This window comes from Actinacidiphila acididurans, assembly GCF_016918855.1.
Classification (GTDB): domain Bacteria; phylum Actinomycetota; class Actinomycetes; order Streptomycetales; family Streptomycetaceae; genus Actinacidiphila; species Actinacidiphila acididurans.
In genome coordinates, this window is the sequence record NZ_JADKYB010000009.1 from 59366 (window position 1) to 76950 (window position 17585).

15 protein-coding genes are annotated in these 17585 nt (G+C 72.3%); 3 read left to right on the top strand and 12 right to left on the bottom strand.

Translation table 11 applies throughout. The annotated features are described in order from the left end of the window. Window positions 1-167 precede the first annotated feature (167 nt). On the top strand, window positions 168-1133 hold the full coding sequence (locus ITX44_RS18090; protein WP_205358303.1) for an LLM class flavin-dependent oxidoreductase: 966 nt from the start codon (window positions 168-170) through the stop codon (window positions 1131-1133). 1145 nt (window positions 1134-2278) lie between these two features. Then, the gene (locus ITX44_RS18095) at window positions 2279-2503 is read left to right on the top strand and encodes a hypothetical protein (RefSeq protein ID WP_205358304.1); all 225 of its coding nucleotides are present in this window, start codon (window positions 2279-2281) and stop codon (window positions 2501-2503) included. 1059 nt (window positions 2504-3562) lie between these two features. Here the strand turns inward: ITX44_RS18095 and ITX44_RS18100 are convergent. The 4 genes from ITX44_RS18100 to ITX44_RS18115 all read right to left on the bottom strand — a co-directional run bounded on the left by ITX44_RS18100 (window position 3563) and on the right by ITX44_RS18115 (window position 6319). After that, entirely contained in the window at window positions 3563-4321 is a 759-nt protein-coding gene (locus ITX44_RS18100) for an isocitrate lyase/PEP mutase family protein (RefSeq protein WP_205358305.1), read from the bottom strand. A gap of 571 nt (window positions 4322-4892) precedes the next feature. Further along, window positions 4893-5180, bottom strand: coding sequence for a DUF6193 family natural product biosynthesis protein (locus tag ITX44_RS18105; RefSeq protein ID WP_307795365.1), 288 nt, complete (start codon window positions 5178-5180; stop codon window positions 4893-4895). Between the two features lie 6 nt (window positions 5181-5186). Further along, entirely contained in the window at window positions 5187-5372 is a 186-nt protein-coding gene (locus tag ITX44_RS18110) for a hypothetical protein (protein ID WP_205358307.1), read from the bottom strand. A gap of 485 nt (window positions 5373-5857) precedes the next feature. Beyond that, window positions 5858-6319: a DUF6228 family protein gene (locus ITX44_RS18115; protein ID WP_307795338.1), complete on the bottom strand. Its 462-nt coding sequence runs from the start codon at window positions 6317-6319 to the stop codon at window positions 5858-5860. A gap of 835 nt (window positions 6320-7154) precedes the next feature. Between ITX44_RS18115 and ITX44_RS18120 the strand changes: the two genes are divergently transcribed. After that, window positions 7155-8240 (top strand): methyltransferase, encoded by a 1086-nt coding sequence (locus tag ITX44_RS18120; RefSeq protein ID WP_205358308.1) that lies wholly within the window; start codon window positions 7155-7157, stop codon window positions 8238-8240. Window positions 8241-8423: 183 nt separating this feature from the next. Here ITX44_RS18120 and ITX44_RS18125 read toward each other — a convergent pair whose 3' ends face one another. The 8 genes from ITX44_RS18125 to ITX44_RS18160 all read right to left on the bottom strand — a co-directional run bounded on the left by ITX44_RS18125 (window position 8424) and on the right by ITX44_RS18160 (window position 17437). Further along, entirely contained in the window at window positions 8424-10085 is a 1662-nt protein-coding gene (locus ITX44_RS18125; protein ID WP_205358309.1) for an FAD-dependent monooxygenase, read from the bottom strand. A gap of 477 nt (window positions 10086-10562) precedes the next feature. Continuing rightward, a complete protein-coding gene (locus ITX44_RS18130) occupies window positions 10563-12320 on the bottom strand; it encodes an FAD-dependent oxidoreductase (RefSeq protein ID WP_205358310.1) in 1758 nt (585 codons plus the stop codon). Window positions 12321-12322: 2 nt separating this feature from the next. Further along, complete coding sequence (locus tag ITX44_RS18135; protein ID WP_205358311.1) at window positions 12323-13264, bottom strand: aromatase/cyclase; 942 nt, start codon at window positions 13262-13264, stop codon at window positions 12323-12325. A gap of 157 nt (window positions 13265-13421) precedes the next feature. Continuing rightward, complete coding sequence (locus ITX44_RS18140) at window positions 13422-14261, bottom strand: SDR family NAD(P)-dependent oxidoreductase (RefSeq protein WP_205358312.1); 840 nt, start codon at window positions 14259-14261, stop codon at window positions 13422-13424. 11 nt (window positions 14262-14272) lie between these two features. Then, on the bottom strand, window positions 14273-14539 hold the full coding sequence (locus tag ITX44_RS18145) for an acyl carrier protein (protein WP_205358313.1): 267 nt from the start codon (window positions 14537-14539) through the stop codon (window positions 14273-14275). An 89-nt stretch (window positions 14540-14628) separates the two neighbouring features. Continuing rightward, window positions 14629-15843: a ketosynthase chain-length factor gene (locus tag ITX44_RS18150; protein ID WP_205358314.1), complete on the bottom strand. Its 1215-nt coding sequence runs from the start codon at window positions 15841-15843 to the stop codon at window positions 14629-14631. After that, a complete protein-coding gene (locus tag ITX44_RS18155) occupies window positions 15840-17111 on the bottom strand; it encodes a beta-ketoacyl-[acyl-carrier-protein] synthase family protein (RefSeq protein WP_205358315.1) in 1272 nt (423 codons plus the stop codon). Before ITX44_RS18155 ends, ITX44_RS18150 begins: the two co-directional genes overlap by 4 nt. Then, window positions 17108-17437 (bottom strand): TcmI family type II polyketide cyclase, encoded by a 330-nt coding sequence (locus ITX44_RS18160; RefSeq protein ID WP_205358316.1) that lies wholly within the window; start codon window positions 17435-17437, stop codon window positions 17108-17110. Before ITX44_RS18160 ends, ITX44_RS18155 begins: the two co-directional genes overlap by 4 nt. Window positions 17438-17585 lie beyond the last annotated feature (148 nt).

The window sequence follows — 17585 nt, forward strand, 5'->3', positions numbered from 1 at the left end:
GGATGTGCCGGTATGTGTCTGGGGGTGTGGTGGGGGTGTTGGTGGTGCGGCAATTTCGGGGGTGGAGCAGGGGGTGGTGGGGATGGCTGGAACCGCATCATGGAAGAAGTCGGGTCCGGGAACGTGCGGTAATACTCAAGGAAACCAGGTGACGGGAGGAGTCTAGAGTGAATCCTGAAATTGGTGTCGCGCTGCCGGTGCGGGAATTGTCGATTCTGCGTCCGGACAGTGCCGCGGCTCCGTTGATCAAGCTGGCGCAGCAGGTGGAGGAGCTCGGGTACGACTCGGTGTGGGTCGGTGACTCCTTTGTGACGCGGCACCGGCTGGAGCCGCTGACGCTGCTGGGGGCGATTTCGATGGTGACGAAGAATGTCACCATCGGTACGGCGGCGCTGACCGCGGTGCTGCGGGAGCCCAAGACGCTGGCGCACGCGATGGTGACGCTGGACCAGCTCAGCGGCGGGCGGCTGAAGATGGGTCTGGGCATGGGCGAGCCGCTGCCGGTGAACAACGAGTCGGACCAGGTCACCATGTCCTACACCGAGCGCATCGGGCGGGTGGACGAGGCGATCGCGGCGTTCAAGGCGGTGTGGCAGGGCCGCGACGACGATCTGAAGGGCGCGTACTACAACCTGTCCGAGCTGCGGCTGCAGGGCCCGCCGATGACGCCGGGGGGCCCGGGGATCTGGCTGGCCAGCAACGGCAAGCCCAAGGCGGTGCGGCGCACCGGGACGATGTACGACGGGTGGATGCCGGTCCACATCGACGCCGAGCAGTACGGGCGTTCCCTGCAGGGCATCCGCCAGGCCGCCGAGGACGCCGGCCGGGACCCCGACCTGATCGTCCCGTCCCTGTATGTGAACGTCAACATCGGTGCGGACAAGGCCGCCGGGGAGGCCGCCCTCAACGAGTACACCACCCGCTACTACCAGCTGCCCGTCACGACGATGGCGAACTACCAGAACTACTTCGGCGGCACCGAAAAGGAAATGATCGCGTTCCTGCGCGAATACATCGACGCGGGCTGCCGCCACATCGTCCTGCGGATCAACACCTTCACCGACTACGACCGCATCCTCACCACGATCGGCGAGAACGTCGTGCCCGCCATCCACAAGCTCGAAGTCGACTGACCCACCCGGTCGACCCGGCCCGTCCGATCCGCCCGGTCGGCATGGTCCGTCCGGCCTGTCGGGTCCGCATCTGTTCCACCCGGTTCATCTGATTCACCCGGCCTTTCCGGTCCACCCGGTCCGTCCGGTCCATCGGGTTCATCCGGTCCATCCCCGGGCGGGCACCCACCCCTCCCGGGGCGAACCAGCCTCCCCCCACGCACACCTTCATACGAAACGTCCGAGCCGATCCAACATTGCGGATCGCTCGGACTTTTCGGATTCCCCCGGACCCTTCCCCCGGACTCTTCCCCCGGGCTCTTCCCCCGGGATTCCCCGGACCGCCCTCCCGGTTCCGGGGCCGTCCTGTTTTCCCCCGGGCCCGCTCCCCAGCACGTTCCCCGGCCCGTTCTCGCGCCCCTGTTTTCGCCGGTTCTCCCCGCTTCCCCCGCTTCTCCCGGTTTCCCCGGTTTTCCGGGTCCCCCGGCCTGTCCGGGGTTTTTCTGCGCCGTCCCGGGACCGTTCTCAACTGTTCATCGTTGAACGAATTGCGGTGCGTTCGGGGTTGCGCGCAGTCAGGGCAGTCCGGGTATTCCTGACACCCCGTTACGCCCTGACACCCCCGTTACGCCCTGACACCCCGTTACGCCCCGACACTTTGTTACGTCCTGACACTCTGTTGCGTCCGGCCGGTCTGTTGCGGCCCGTCATGGGCGTGTGGTGCTGTGGCGGCCTGTTCGCCTGTTGCGGTCCGTGGGGGTTCGTGGCGGGGTGCGATACGGGGGATGGGGTACGTGCCCGTACCGTCGGTATCCCACTGGGCACGGCCAGAAGGTGCTGCGTCCCGCGTGGAGTGGCGTCCCCGGCATACGTGGCGGTCGTCCGGCGGTTCCTGCGCGGCAGGTGCGGCAGCAGACCCGGTACCGGCGAGCGGGCCGGACGGTGAGGTTCCATCCGGGGGGACCGACTCGTGATACGGCCCGTCAGGTCCTCGGGCATCGCGTGCCGTTGTCCGGCGTCTACGCTGTGACCTGGGGTCACGGCGTGATCGTTCGCTGTCTTCACCAGCCACGATGATCTTCGGCGGGCCGCACCGGTGCCCGGGCGCGCGGATCACGGCTCCCGGCCCTGGGCTGCCTGTCCGCGCGCGAGGACGGAGAGTTCTCATGAGTCTTTACGAGCTGAACGAACGGCAAGCCTTCCTGGCCATGTCCCGGTTCGTGTGGCAGTTCGCCGACCGCGCCGGGGACGACCTTCTCACGCTCCTGGGTGACATCGGCATCGAGGCGGACGGCAGGACCACGGACCCTGCCGCCTGGGAGGACTGGATGACGTGTGTGCGTTCGGTGGTCGGCGGCGAACAGGACCCGGCAGGTGGGTCGGCGGGATGAGGGCCCGGCGAGCGGGCCTCGGCACCGCGACAGCGAGCACACCCCGGGCACAAGATCACGGTCGGCGACTGCCGTACCAGGTTCTGTCCGGGTTCTGTCCGGCCGATCCTGGGGTGTGGAAGGGTGCTGTTCATGACTGATGTCCGAATTTGACTCCGGGGATTGTGTCGGTTGCGCTGAGTGTGTGGTCTGTCCGCGTTCATGCCACCAAGCGCCGTTGGAGGTGCGGGGAGGCCGAGTTCACCTGTCCGTGCTGCGGTGAAGGCCGGGCTCGGGAGGTGCTGCACGAAGCTGTGCTCATGCTGCCGCCGGGCGCCGCTGCCGAACTGCGGGCACAGGTGGGTGAGTCTGGATGAGGTGCTGCTCGGGCGAACGCATCACGAGCCCATGCCGGACCGGGAGTTGGCCTGGTGGCATCGCAGGTGCTGACCGTGTACGTGCCGTCCGACCGGCCGCTGAACATCGCTCGGCCCCGTCGGCACTGGTGTTCTCCCCGGGGATCCTGCCTGCGCGCACAGTCGCGTCCTGGCATGCCGCCGTCCTGAGGGAACCGCCGTGTTGCCTCACGGGACCGTGACTGCGCGGACCCCACGTTTCGGCAGGTCAGCACGATCCGTCGGCAGGCCACCCGGGGGACGGACCAGTGGCAGGCCGGACCCTCGCCGGCCGGGCGGTGTGCCGGGGCGGGTGGGGCGGGTGGGTCGGTTGTGTGGTGTGCCGTCGTCCCCGGGGCGATGGTTCGCTGCCCGGGGACGACGGCCGTGAGGGTGCCGCCGTGGCGGCGGGAGAGGCTGCCCGCAGCCCCTCCCCAGTCCCGCCACCCCTTCGGCCTCGCAACCCCACAGTCCCGTGGTGCCGGGGGCCTCGTGGTGCCCGGTGGCCCGCGGCTCCTTCAGGCTGGCGGCCCCGCGGTCCCACAGTCCTGCGGCGCCAGCGGCCTCCCGGCCTCCCGGCCTCCCGGCCTCCCGGCCTCCCGGCCTCCCGGCCTCCCGGTGGCCCGGTGGCCCGGTGGTGGGGTGGGCCGGGGGTCCGAGGGGGGTGGCGATCCCGGTCGGGGGGTTAGTTGCGGAGGGGTTCGATGGCGGTTTTGAGGTCGGCGAGGGCGGCGCGGTAGAAGCGGGGGCCGTAGGTGACGCGGGCGACGCCCATGGCGCGCAGGGTGGGCAGGTCGAGTTGGTCGCTGCTGTTGCCGTTGATGGGGGCGGGGATTTCGGCGACGAGGGTGGCCAGGTCGTCTTTCTGGCGGACGCCGATGGGGTAGATGCAGTCGGCGCCGGCTTCGCGGTAGAGGCGGCCGCGGCGGATCGCTTCGGCGACGCGCTGGTCCTCGGGGATGCCGGAGGGGGGCAGGAAGGTGTCGACGCGGGCGTTGATGACCAGGGGGATACCGGCGTCGTCGGCGGCGGAGCGGACGTCGGCGAGCCACTGGGCGTGGGCCTGGGCGTCGCTCAGGCCGCCGGCCTTGTGGTCGGTGTCCTCCAGGTTGCAGCCCACGGCGCCGGTTTCCAGGAGCCGGTCGACCAGTTCACGCGGCTGCAGGCCGTAGCCGGCTTCGGCGTCCACGGTGACCGGTACGGGGACGGCGCGGGCGATCCGGGCGGCGGCGGCGAACATTTCCTGCCAGGGGGCGCCCTCGCCGTCGGGCCAGCCCAGCATCGCCGAGATCGCGGCGCTGGCGGTGGCCACGGCGGGGAATCCCGCGTCGGCCACGACCTTGGCGCTGGCCGCGTCCCAGGCGTTGGGCAGTACGAGCATCTCTCCGCTGTGCAGCTCACGGAGCTTGTCGGCCAGAGTTTTCAGGTCCGCCGCGTCAGCCATCGAAAACCTCCACGTCACAACAGACGGCACGTCATAAAAAGGGCCAGGTCACGGTTCCCGCCCCGGCCCGCCCCGCCGGCCCTCGGCGGCCGGTGGTGCGGCCGCTTGTGGGTGCGGGTCGTGCATGGGGGGTGACCTCCGGGATGGATGGACACCGCCGGTGCCGGAAAATCGTCGGCCCGCAGGCCCGTCTCCCGGTCCCTGTGGCCGCACCGGCGTGTCACCGGCCGCAAAACGGCCCGCCGCGCCCCTTGCAGGGGGTTCGGCGTGCCGGCGCCGCAGGCAAGGGGCCGGCCGCGTACGGGTGGTTGACGGACAGCCAGCCGCCGTGACCGTGAGTGATGCTAGCACGGTGCGGGGCCCCCGCCCCGGCCGGCAACCCCCGGCCGGCCGCATCCCGCCCGCACCCACCGGCCCGCGGCTCCGCACGTATCCGTGCCTGCGTCTGTTCCCGCGTCATCTGTGCGTATCTGGGCCCTGTGCCGGTGTGCGGGGGTGCTGCCCTCGAGGGGTGCTGCCTTCGGCCGGGGGGCGGGGGACGGCACGGCCGGCGCATCCGGCCCCCTTTTTTTCAGCAGGCCGGGCCGCGGGCCGGGGGGATGACCGGGGCGGGGCCGGGAGGCAGCAGGCCGACGGCCATGGCCACCGCTTCCCCGGCGGTGGCGGCCTGGCCGGCCGGGGTGAAGGGGTGGCGCCGGTGGACGGTGAAGCCGCCGGTGTGCAGGGGGCGGATCGCGCCGCCGTGTACGGCCCAGGGGTAGCTGGTGCAGCTGCTGAACCACAACGTGAAGTGGCTGGTGAACGGGTACAGGCGCCGCAACTGCGGGGCCGCGCTTGCTGCCCGGAACACGGCGAGGATGTCCGGTCAGGGCGTCCCGGGCCTTCGGATCTCGTGCACCTCGCGCCGCCACTGCCATATCAGGGCAAGGCTCTGCCACCGGGCGTCGACGGTGTCGGCCGGACCGCGTCCGCGGGCTGCGGCCGTGTCGGGCAGGACGGGCCGGGCAGGCAGCGGCCGCCCCGCGGCCGAGGGCTGATTGCTCGTGTCCACCGTCACAGTCTCCTGCGGCCTGCCTGTTAACGGGACCGCGGCCGGGGCCGGACGCGGCGAGCCGTTACCACGGGCCCGGCCGGCCGAAGGGAACTGGCCGGGGGGCTGGGCGTCCTGCGGATCCAGGAGAGCCCAGGAGCCCAGGAGCCCAGGTGTTCAGGTGTCCAGGCGTGTCGGGCCGAGGGCGGTGCCGGTGATCGTCCGCCGCGGCACCCAGCGCCGTCCCCGGCACGGCGCCCACCCCGGCGCGGTGCCCCCCGGGTTCGGTGCCGGTCCGGGTACGTACCGGTGGCCGACCGGGCGGGGCTTGGCCTGGCTGCGCGGCTTGCGTCGCCTTGCCGATCCGCGGGGCGACGGGGGGAGTCTGCGGGCCGGGATGCACGGGGCTTGCGCAGGGGCCTGCCTGCTGCCTGCCGGGTCGTTCTCCGGCCGGTCGGCTTGCTGCGCCGGCCGCCTCGCGGGCGACCGGGACGCATATTGTCGGCTCAGGGCGGCGGCTCGGCCTCCAGGAAGCCGCGGATCTCGCCGGCCAGGTTGCGCATGTCCTCACCAGGAGCGTGTTCCGTCGTCACCTCGAAACGCCACTGGTCGTCGGGGAACCGGTCGTGCAGTCCCCAGACCAGGCGGACGCGCCGTCCTGCGTGATCTGCCGTCAGCGTCAGATCCCCTTCCAGCGAGCGCCAGGTCCGCGTACCGCTCCAGCCCCGGAAGTCCTCGGCCAGCCCGGTCAGGAAGACATCCAGTCCGTCACCGCGCCAGGTTCTCACCACGACCTGGATCTGTACCGCATCGCTGCGGGCTGTCACAAGGAAGTCCCGCATCGGATCGTCCCGCTCCTGGGGGAAGGACCGCGTCAGCCCGTGAAAGCGCAGGCCGACCGCTCCCGCGCCGCCCCCGCCCACACGGACGGCCGCACCCGTCCCGCCCTCCTCCTGCTGCTGCCGCACGGGAGCAGGCTACGGACCCGCAGACGGTCACCACCAGGGAATATCACCCGCTTGCGGACTACCGCTTCACGGTTCGCCGCCGCAAGGCCCGCGTGGGAAAAACACCGGGCCGGAAAGGGCAACCGGGCCGTTCGCCGATTCTTTCGGCCCGATTGTATTTCGTGACGGGTGCTGATTTCACGGTCACTCAATTGCCCCGGGTGGCGGTGCCGGGCCCGGGGGTGGCCGTCGCCGTGGCGGTGGTGGGGCTGCGTGGGTGCCGGGTGCCGGGGGGCCGGGACCGGTCGGCCTGCATGTGGTGGGGCGTCCCCTGTGCGGTTCGTGCTTCGCTCCGCCCTGTCCTGCCTGCCCTTCCCTGCCTTGCCTTGCCTTGCCCGGGCCTGTTGTGCCCATGTCCCGGGCCCGGTCCGGTCTCGTGTCTGGCCGATGGTGTGGGCGGGCCGTGTGCGCCGTCTGCCGGGTGGCTGGCGTGGGCTGCGGGGGCGGCCCGGGGTGCGGCCGTTGTCCGCCGTTGCGGGCTTCCGGGGGCTGTCGGGGAGGAATAGGACGGGGGGGGAATTCGGGGGGTTGTCGGGGGTCGAGCAGGGCTCCAGGGGGCGTCGAGACTTTTGCCTATCGTGGGACAGCGGGTCCCTTTGGCCGGCAGGGACGGAAAAAGAGAGTTCACGTCGGTTCACGCCGGAAGTGCACGCCGATTCACCCGCTCACGCCCCGCCCCCCACCCAGTCCACGTTCAGCGCACGTTCGGCTCGCGTCGTGTTCCTGGGCCGGTGGCCGGTTGGTGCCGGGTGGGGGTTGTTCAGGAATGTGTCCATGTCGTCGTACCGGAGGAAACATGCCCGCTTTGCCGCCCCCGTCAGTCGTCCGGGCCGTGGACAGTGCCCGGGCGGATCTGCAACGGGCTTCACGGGATCTGGCGCCGGCTCCGTTCGCGCTGCTGGAGCTGGTGATGGGTTCGATGGTCACGCAGGCGCTGTATGTGGCTGCGGAGTTGCGGATTGCCGAGGTGCTGGCCCAGGGGCCGTTGCCGCCGGCTGCGATTGCGCAGCGGGTGGAGGCCAGCCAGGACGCGGTGGCGCGGTTGCTGCGGCTGCTGGCCAGTTACCAGGTCTTCGAGCAGCGCGCCGACGGTACGTATGCGCTCACGCCGATGGCCGATGCGCTGCGCGCGGATCACCCGGTGTCGATGCGGGACATCGCGGTGCTGATGGGCCACCCGATCCACTGGGAGGACTGGAGCCAGCTCCTGGAGGCGGTGGTGACGGGCGAGCCGTCCTTGCCGAAGCTGCGCGGGATGGGGGCGTTTGAGTACCTGGAGCACAACGCGGAGTACGGTCAGGTGTTCATCAAGGGTATGGGGGCGATCTCGGACACCGAGACCGGGCCGGTGCTTTCGGCGTACGACTTCGCCGGTTTCGGCACGGTGGTGGACTTCTGCGGCGGCCGCGGCGGGCTGCTGGCCGGGATCCTCCAGCAGGCACCGCAGGTGCGGGGGATCCTGTCCGACCCGCGGGTCGCCGGCAACGGCGCGGCGCAGTTCCTGGCCGAGCAGGGCGTGGACGGGCGGTGCACCACCGTCGACGGGGGCCTGTTCGACCCGGTGGTCACCGGCGGCGACGCCTACGTCCTCAAGCACATCGTCCACGACTGGCCCGAGGAGCAGGCCCTGCAGATCCTGCGCAACGTGCGGGCGGCGATCAAACCGGACGGCAAGCTGCTGCTGATCGAGATGGTGCTCCCCGAGCAGGGCAACGCCCCCCACTCCGGCAAGCTCGTCGACATGTGGCTGATGCTCCTGGTCGGCGGCAAGGAACGCACCCCCTCCCAGTACACCGACCTGCTGGCCCGGGCCGGCTTCAAGCTCGAACGCATCGTGGAGACCGCCGCCGCGGTGTCCATCGTCGAGGCCATCCCCGTCTGACCTGTCCCGGCTTTTGTACGGGGGCGGCATGGGGTGGGGTGCCGGGGGCAGGCGGGCGGGTGGGACGGCGGCAGGGCAGAAAAAGGCGGGGCCGGGGCCCGTTGCGGGTACGCGCATCCTCGTACCCGGGATCGGGGCCCCGGCCCCGCGGCATGCGGACCGCACGGCGGGCCTGGTGGTGTGTCAGACGGAGGGGCCGAACCAGCGTTCCAGGGCGGCGTGCAGGTCTTTCAGGCCCGCGCCCCCGGCGGCCTCGGGGGTGCCGGCCCAGGCGACGTAGCCGTCGGGGCGGACCAGGACGGCGGTGGCACCGGCCAGGATCCGCGCCCAGCCGTCCTTCCCGTCCTCGGAGGTGAGGGTGAGGGTGGTGGTGTCGACGCGGCCGTGCCAGCCGGCTGCTTCCCGGCGTACGTCCGCGTTGTCGGCCAGGTCGAGCAGCACGCCGCGGGCGGCGTGGAGGAGCGACGCGATCCGGACCCCGCCGGCACCGTCGCCACTGCCGGCACCGTCGCCCGCACCGTTGCCGCCGTTGCCGGTGTTGCCGGTGTTGCCGGGGGCGGGGGTGAGGGGGCGTGGGGGGAAGCGGCGGCCGGTCAGGGGGTGGAGGGTCTCGTCCGGGCTGTCGCCGGAACGGTCGCGGGGGCCGTCGGGGGTGTCGGGGGTTTCGGTGGTGGGGTCGTAGCGCAGGTCGGTGTGGCTGACGATGCCGGCGAGGTGGCGTTTGACGTCGTCGTACTGGATGAGTTCGCGGAACAGTTCGCGCAGGGGTTCGGATTCGGTGCCGCCGAGGTAGACGGTGCCCTGGGCGCGGGTGTTCATCAGCAGGCGGCGGCCGGCGGCGTGGCGTTCGGTGTGGTAGGTGTCGAGCAGGTCGTGGGGGGCGTGGCCGCCGATGACGGCGGCGAGTTTCCAGCCGAGGTTGGCCGCGTCCTGGACGCCGGTGCTCAGGCCCTGGCCGCCGGCGGGCAGGTGGATGTGGGCGGCGTCGCCGGCCAGCAGGACGCGGCCGCGGCGGTAGGTGTCGGCCTGGCGGGTGGCGTCGGTGAAGGAGCTGACCCAGTCGGCGCGGGCGGCGGAGATGTCCTCGCCGGTGATGTGCTGCCAGGCGGCGGCGACTTCGGTGAAGGTGATGTCGTGCCCGCGGTCGGGGGCGGGGGTGCCGTCGGGGCAGACGATGATGCGGTCGACACCGGCGGTGAGGGGGGCGGCCATGACCATGCCGCGGGGGGTGCGTTCGCCCAGGGGGCGGTGGCGCAGGGGGACGCCGCTGATGTCGGCGAGATACATGCCGCGGGTGGCGTCGGTGCCGGGGAAGGCGAAGCCGGCCGCTGCCCGTACCCGGCTGGAGCCGCCGTCGCACCCGACCAGCCACCCCGCGGCCAGGCGGCGGGTGTGTCCGTGGGGGTCGCGGACGGTCAGGTGCACGGCGTCGCCGGTGAGGAAGCCGTCGTCCAGGGAGAGGAATTCCCAGCCGCGGCGGATGTCGGCGCCCAGTTCGCCGGCCCAGTCCTCCAGGACCTTCTCGGTCAGGGACTGGGGGATGCCGCGGGCCCCGAAGTGGGCGTCGGGCAGGGCGGTGAAGTCGAACACGGTCCCGCCGAAGTGACCCATCGGGGAGGTCTCGACGCTGGGCCCCTGCCCGAAGCGGGGCAGCAGTCCGCGGGCGTCGAAGATTTCCATGGCGCGGGCGGTGAAGCCCAGCCCGCGGGACTGCCCGGTGGGCGCGGCCAGTTTGTCCAGTACGACGACGCGTGCCCCGCCAAGGCGCAGTTCGCCGGCGAGCATCAGTCCGGTCGGTCCGGCGCCGACGACGATGACGTCGGCGTCCGCCGCTGTGGCTGCCATGGGATGTCCCTTCCAAGGTGACGGGCCCAAGGGGATGGGCGAAGAACTTCTGATGCGGCGCGGTGGTACGGCGCCGCGGTGCGGCCCTGGCCTGGTGCGGCGTGGTGGTGGACCGCCGGCCCGGTGCACGCGTTGCGTACGCGTGCACCGGGCCGGCGCTCCACCGGGCCGTGGCCGTGGCAGGGGCCGTGGCGGGGGCAGGGGCGCTGTGGTGCTGCGGTCGCGGGTCCGGGCCGGTGGGTACGGGCGCCCGCACAGCGCCCGCACCCACCGCTCGTCCCTGCCGGTCCGCATCCCGGTCCGCATCCCGGTCCGCATCCCGGTCCGGGCCGGTCGCTGCGGGGCCCCTGCCGGTCCTGCCGGGTGCGACCGGATACGTGTGCCGTTCGGGATGCCGTCCGGGGTGCCGTTCGGGGTGCCGTTCGGGGGGCCGGTGGTGGCCGGCCGGGGGCGGTGCCTCGGGGGAGTGTGCGCGGGTCAGGGGGTGGGCGGTCCGAACCAGTGGGTCAGGGCCTGGGTGAGTCCTTCGTCGCCCTTGCCGGTCCAGGCCACGTAGCCGTCGGGGCGGACCAGGAGGGCCTCGGCCACCCCCTCCAGCCCACCGGCCGGCCCACCACCCGGCCCACCGGCCGGCCCACCACCGGGCCCGCCGGCCGGCCCGCCGCCCGGCCCGCCCGTTGTGGTTGCGGTGTCCTGGATGCGGGCGGTGACGGTGGTGACGCGGTCCTGCCAGCCGGTGCATTGCAGGCCGTCGTGGCCGCCGCGCAGGTCGAGGAGGAGTCCGCCGCCGGGGCGCAGGAGGGCGGCGGTGGTGGCCAGGCCGTCGGCGGTGTGCAGGAGGGCGTGGGGCAGGCGGGTGCCGAGCAGGGGGTGGGGTTCGGTGCCGGGGGCGGGGGTGATGGGGTAGCGGATGTCCAGGCCGCTGATCATGCCGGCCAGGTGGGTACGGACGTCCTCGTGGGTGATGAGTTCGGCCAGCACCGCGCGCAGGGGTTCGACCTCGGGGCCGCCCAGGAGCATCAGGGCCTGGGCGCGGATGTTGGACAGCACGCGGGCGCCGACCGCGTGGCGTTCGGTGTGGTAGGTGTCCAGCAGGCCGGGGCCGGCGTGGCCGCGCACGACGGCGGCCAGTTTCCAGCCGAGGTTGACCGCGTCCTGCAGGCCCAGGTTCAGGGCCTGTCCGCCGATGGGCATCTGCCGGTGGGCGGCGTCCCCGGCGAACAGGATCCGCCCGTGCCGGTAGCGGGTCAGCAGCCGGGAGGCGTCACCGAAGGAGTTCACCCACAGCGGGGTGCCGCCGGAGATGTCCTCGCCGGTGACCTTCCGCCAGGCCGCGGTGATCTCCGCGAACGACACCCCCGCACCGGCCCCCGCACCGGCCTCCGCACCCGCATCCGCACCGGTGTCGGTGCCGGTGCGGGGGGTGGCGGGGGTGCCGAAGGCGTGGACCATGACGCGGGTGACGCCGTCGCCGCGGCGGGCGGCGATGGCCAGGCCGTCCTTGAGGCGCTGGAAGCGCCGGTCGGGGACGGTGATGCCGTCCACGTCGGCGCGCAGCAGTTCCCGGGCGGCGTCCTGGCCGGGGAAGTCGGCGCCGGTCAGGGCCCGTATCGTGCTGTCCTGGCCGTCGCAGGCCACCAGGTAGCGGGCCCGCACCGCGAGCCCCCCGTGCCCGGCCCCGCTGCCCCCTGAGCCGCCGGTGCCGTCGGTGCTGGTGGTGCTGGTGGTGTCGGGGGCGGTGTGGGTGGTGGCGTGGGCGGTGATGTGGTCGGGTTGCTGGGTGAGGTCGGTGACCTGGTAGCCGCAGCGGATGTCGGCGCCCAGGGCGATGGCCCATTCCTCCAGGACGGCTTCGGTTTTGGTCTGGGGGACCTTCCACTGGCCGGGGTGGGAGCTGGGCAGGGTCAGGTCCAGGGGGATGCCGCCGAAGTGGCCGCGTGGTTCGTTCGGGGGGGTCCCGAACTGGGGGAGCAGGCCGCGGGCGTCGAGGATTTCCATGGTGCGGGCGTGCAGGGTCGAGGCGCGGGAGGCGGTGGTGTGGACGTGGCGCTGTTCCAGCACCACCACCCGCACCCCGGCGCCGGCCAGTTCCCCGGCGAGCATCAGCCCGACCGGGCCGGCCCCGACGACCACGACGTCGGTCTCCTCGGCGGCCCCGGCGGCACCGGCGGCCCCGTCGGTGTGAGCACCGGTCCGGGGGCCGGCCTGAGGTGCGGGGTGGGGGGTGGTGGTCATGGTCAGGCCTTCGCTTCGGCGTAGGACTTGGCGTGGCCGAGGGTGGCGCGGCTGTTGGCCGACAGGGCGTCGGTGACGTAGGCGCGGGCGTCGGCGACGGTGGCGTCCTGGCCCAGGACGCGGGCGATGGTGGCGGTGTTGAGGGTGACGGTGTGCTGGGAGGAGGCGGTGGTGCCCTGGTCGGTTTCGGTGAAGGTCCATTCGCCGGTGTGCAGGGTCATCAGGGCCGGCAGGGTGACCTGCTTGTAGGTGATGCGGTGGTGGGGGAAGACCACGCGGTAGGACTTGGTGGTGTGGACGCTGCCGTCCTTGGCGCGGGTGTCCATCTGGAGTTCCTGCAGGCCGGGGGTGTCCTCGGTCAGGCGGGCCTGGGCCACGTGGGGCAGGCGCCGGGACCACAGGTGGGCGTCGTTGATGAAGTCGAAGACGTCCTTGGCGCTGCCGGCGACCTGGACGGTGTCGGTGAAGGAGAACGTCAGGTCGCCGGTGTCGGCGGCGTGGACCTGCTCGACGTTGGTCTTGAGGGCGGCCAGTTCGGCGGTGCTGTTCTTGTCCACGGCGCGTTCGATCCACAGCAGGTCGTGGGGGTCGTCGCCGATGGCCCGGTAGTCGTGCAGCAGCCGGACCCGGGAGCGGCCCTCGCCCTGGGGCTCGATGATCCAGGTGCCGCCCATGGCCGCCACCGGCGGCGCGCAGACTTCCTGGCGGAAGGTGATCCGCAAGCCGTCGGGGTCCAGGGTGCGGCGCGAGGTCCAGTTCTTGGCCTCTCCGTTGGCGGTGGCCCAGATCCGGATGCGTTCGCTGTCCGCGCCGGTGGCCTGGCGGTCGACGAAGATGGTGGGCGGGAAGATCCGCGGCCAGTTGGTCACGTCCGCGAGCAACCGGTAGACCGAGGCGGCCGGTGCGCCGATCGTGATCTCGTGCTCGACCTCACGCGTCGTCATGACCCTTGACTCCTTTGCCTGTCTGGGAGGTCTGTCCTCGACAAGTGCCGGGGGTTGTTTCGCCGGGGGCCCGGCCGCCGTGGTGCCGGCCGGGCGTACCGCGGGTGTGCCGCACACGTGTGCCGTAGGTGTGTGCTGCGGTCGTGCGGGGGGTGTGTCAGAAGTTGCCGAGGCCGCCGCAGACGTTCAGGGCCTGGGAGGTGATGGAGGCGGCGGTGTCGGAGGCGAGGTAGCCGACCAGGCCGGCGACTTCCTCGGGGGTGGAGTAGCGGCCGAGGGGGATTTTGGCCTGGAATTTTTCCAGGACGGTGTCCTCGGTGGTCTGCCAGGCGGCGGCGTAGCCCTGGCGGACGCGCTGGGCCATGGGGGTTTCGACGTAGCCGGGGCACACGGCGTTGACGGTGATGCCGGTGGGGGCCAGTTCGTTGCCCAGGGCCTTGGTGAAGCCGACCACGCCGTGCTTGGAGGCGGAGTAGGGGGCGCCGAGGACGACGCCCTGTTTGCCGGCGGTGGAGGCGATGTTGATGATCCGGCCGCGGTCCTTGCCCCGCATGCCGCCGGTGGTCAGCACGGCGCGGGTGACGCGGAAGACGCTGTTGAGGTTGGTCTCGATGACGTCGCTCCACAGGTCGTCGGCCAGGTCGGCGGTGATGCCGCCGCCGGAGCGGCCGGCGTTGTTGACCAGGACGTCGACGGTGCCGAAACGCTGCACGCAGGCGGCCACGAACGCCTCGACGGAGGCGGTGTCGCGCACGTCGACGACGGTGCCGTCGACGTCGAAGCCGGCGTCGGTGAGGTTCTTGACGGTCATGGCGACGTTCTCGGCGCTGCGGGCGCCGATCCACACGCGGTGGTCGCCGCCCAGGATCCGGGCGCTGGCCAGGCCGATGCCGGAGGTGGCGCCGGTGACGATCGCCACCTTCTTCACCCCGGGTGCCGTGGCGGGGCGCGGTGCCGTGGCGGGGGTGGGTGCGGTGGGTGCGGGGGTGGGTGTCATGGGGGGTTCCTTCACGCCGTGGTGGAGGTCAGGTGGGTGTTGACGGCGTCGATGAAGGCCCGCGGGGTGCGGGCGTCGTTGACGGCTTCCTCGTCCAGGGCGATGCCGTATTCGCGCTCCACGAGGCTGCCGGCCTCCAGCAGGGCCAGGGATTCGTAGCCCAGCGCATCGAAGTCGGTGTCGAGGATGTCGCCGTCCAGGTCGACGCCCTCGGCCACGCCCGCGGCCTGCCGCAGGGTGCGCTTGAGGTCGTCCAGGGTGAACGCTGTGCCGGCCATGGAAGTCGGCCCCTTTCATTGGCGGGTCGGATCGGGTCGGATCCGGTTCGGGTCGGAGAACGGGGTGCGGTGCGTGGGCTGTGCGGGGGTCAGTGGGTGGCGCGTACGACCATCGCGGAGTTGAAGCCGCCGGCGCCGCGGGCCAGGACCAGGGCGGTGCGCAAGGTCGCGGGGCGGGCGGCGGTGATGACCAGGTCCAGGGCGTAGTCGCGGCAGGGGTCGATGTGGACGGTGGGGGGGATGACGCCGTCCCGGATGGCCAGGAGGGCGGCGGCCAGGTCCAGGGGGCCGCTTCCGGAGTACAGGCGGCCGGTCATGGTCTTGGGCACGGTGACGGGGACAGCGCGCTGCCCGAAGACGGCGGTGATGGCCTCGGCTTCGGTGCGGTCGGCGGCGGGGTCGGCGGCGCCGTCGGCGAAGACCACGTCGACCTGGGCGGGGTCGAGGGCGGCGTCGGCCAGGGCGAGGGTGATGGCGGCGCGCAGGCCCGGTTCGCGGCCGCTGCCGGGGCGGGGGTCCATGGTGGCGCCGTAGCCGGCGATCTCGCCGTAGACGCGGGCGCCGCGGGCGCGGGCCGCCTCGCCGTCCTCGGTGATGAGGATGGCGCCGCCCTCGCCGGGCACGTAGCCGGCCGCGTCGCGGTCGAAGGGCAGGTAGGCGCCGGTGGGGTCGTCGCTGGTGGACAGTTTCCCGGTGGCCAGTTGCCCGACCCAGCCCCAGGGGCAGATGGAGGCGTCCACGGCGCCGGTGACGATCAGCGGGGTGCCCTTGCGGATCTGCCGGCGGGCCTGGGCGATGGCGTCCAGGCCGCCGGCGCCTTCGCTGACCACGACCCCGGAGGGGCCCTTCATGCCGTGCCGGATGGAGATCTGGCCGCTGTTGACGGCGTAGAACCAGGCGAAGGACTGGTAGGCGGAGACGTGGCCCGCGCCGCGGGCCCACAGGTTGCGCAGTTCGCCCTGCCCGAACTCGAACCCGCCGGCGGAGGAGGCGGTCATCACGCCCATGTCGAAGTCGGGCAGGTCGGCCGGGGTGATGCCGGCATCGGCCAGGGCCCAGTCGGCGGCCACCAGCGACAGGCGGGTGACGCGGTCGGTCTGGGGCAGCAGCCGGCTGGACAGGTGCTGCTCGGCCTGGAAACCGGGCACCTGCCCGGCGAGCTTGGCGGGGTAGGCGGAGGGGTCGAAGCGGGTGATGCGGGCGATGCCGTTCTTGCCGCCGCAGGTCGCCGACCACCAGTGGTCGGTGCCCAGGCCGTTGGGCGCGGTCACACCGATGCCGGTGACCACGGTGCGGGTGCTCATCGCGGGCTCCTCCAGGGGGCGGCCAGCACCATGGCGCTCTGGAACCCGCCGAAGCCGCTGCCGACGGTCAGCACCGCGTCGGTGCGCTGCTCGCGGGCGGTGATCGGCACGTAGTCCAGGTCGCACTCGGGGTCGGGCCGGTGCAGGTTGGCCGTGGGCGGCACCACGTCGTGCTCCATGGCCAGCGCGGACGCGGCGATCTCGATCGAGCCGATCGCCCCCAGGGAGTGCCCCACCATGGACTTGATGGAGCTCATCGGGGTGCGGTAGGCGTGCTCGCCCAGGCTGCGCTTGACCGCGGCGGTCTCGTGCCGGTCGTTCTGCTTGGTGCCCGAGCCGTGCGCGTTGACGTAGTCGACCTCGCCGGCGTTCAGCCGCGCCTCGTCCAGCGCGATGCGGATCGCCTCGGCCATCTCCGCCCCGTCCGGGCGCAAGCCCGTCATGTGGTAGGCGTTGGAGCGGGTGGCGTAGCCGGCGATCTCGGCGTAGACGTGGGTGCCGCGGGCGCGGGCGGCCTCCAGCTCCTCCAGCACGAAGAACGCCGCGCCCTCGCCCAGCACGAAACCGTTGCGGGTGGCGTCGAAGGGCCGCGAGGCCCGCTCGGGTTCGTCGTGCCGCGGCGTGGTCGCCTTGATCGCGTCGAAGCACGCCATCGTGATCGGGGAGATCGGCGCGTCGGAGGACCCGGCGACCACCACGTCCGCCGAGCCCTCCCGGATCAGCTCGGCGGCGTAGCCGACCGAGTCGATCCCGGAGGTGCAGCCGGTGGAGACCACCGTGCTGGGGCCCTGCGCGCCCACCGCCCACGCCACCTCGGTCGCGAACGAGCTGGGCACCATGTGGTTGTACAGGTGCGGGGGAGCGTAGGTGTGGTCCACCAGGTCCAGCCGGCCCCCGTCGGAGACCACCCGGTACTCCTGGTCCAGGCCCATCGTGGCACCCACCGCGCTGCCCACGGCCACCGCGACCCGGTACGGGTCCAGCGCGTCCAGGGACAGGCCGCTGTCGGCGACCGCGGTCCGGGCGGCGACCACCGCGAACTGCGCGGCCCGGTCCATGCGCCGGATCTCCTGCGGGGTCAGGCCGTGCGCGTACGGGTCGAAGTCGGCCTCGGCGGCAACTTGCGACCGGAACGGGGAGGGGTCGAAGAAGGTGATGCCGCGCGTGGCGGTGCGGCCGTTGCTCAGCAGGTCCCAGAAACGGTCCTTGCCGACACCACCGGGCGCGATCACCTCGATCCCGGTGATGACCACGCGTCGCCGGTTCAACGCGACGCCTCCCAGTGGTAGAAGCGCGTGGCCATCGCATCGGCCGGCGAGCGCCAGGTCGTGGGGTCGTACGCCTCGATGTACGGCTTGAGGTCGTCACTGATACGGATGAACCGCGGGTCGGTGCGGGCGGACTCGATCCGCTCCCCGCCGTCGCTCTCGTCGAAGTCCTGCAGGTGGAAGTACAGGCCCCGGTAGGAGAACAGCTGGCGGCGCCGGGTCCCCATACGGCCGGGCATCTCGGTCGCGTCGAACGCGGAGAACAGATCGGCCACCTCGGTACCGGAAGCCGGCGCCATCCGGGCGACGATCAGCGTGCTGTGCATGCGGTTTGACTCCTCAACGGTTGCGTGTCACAAGCGGGCCCGCGCGAACGCCGCACACCAAGAACAGGCAACGGGCGCACATCAACGGCGCACATCAACGGCGCACATCAACGGCGGATGTGTACGGCGGATGTGTGCGGCGGGTGTG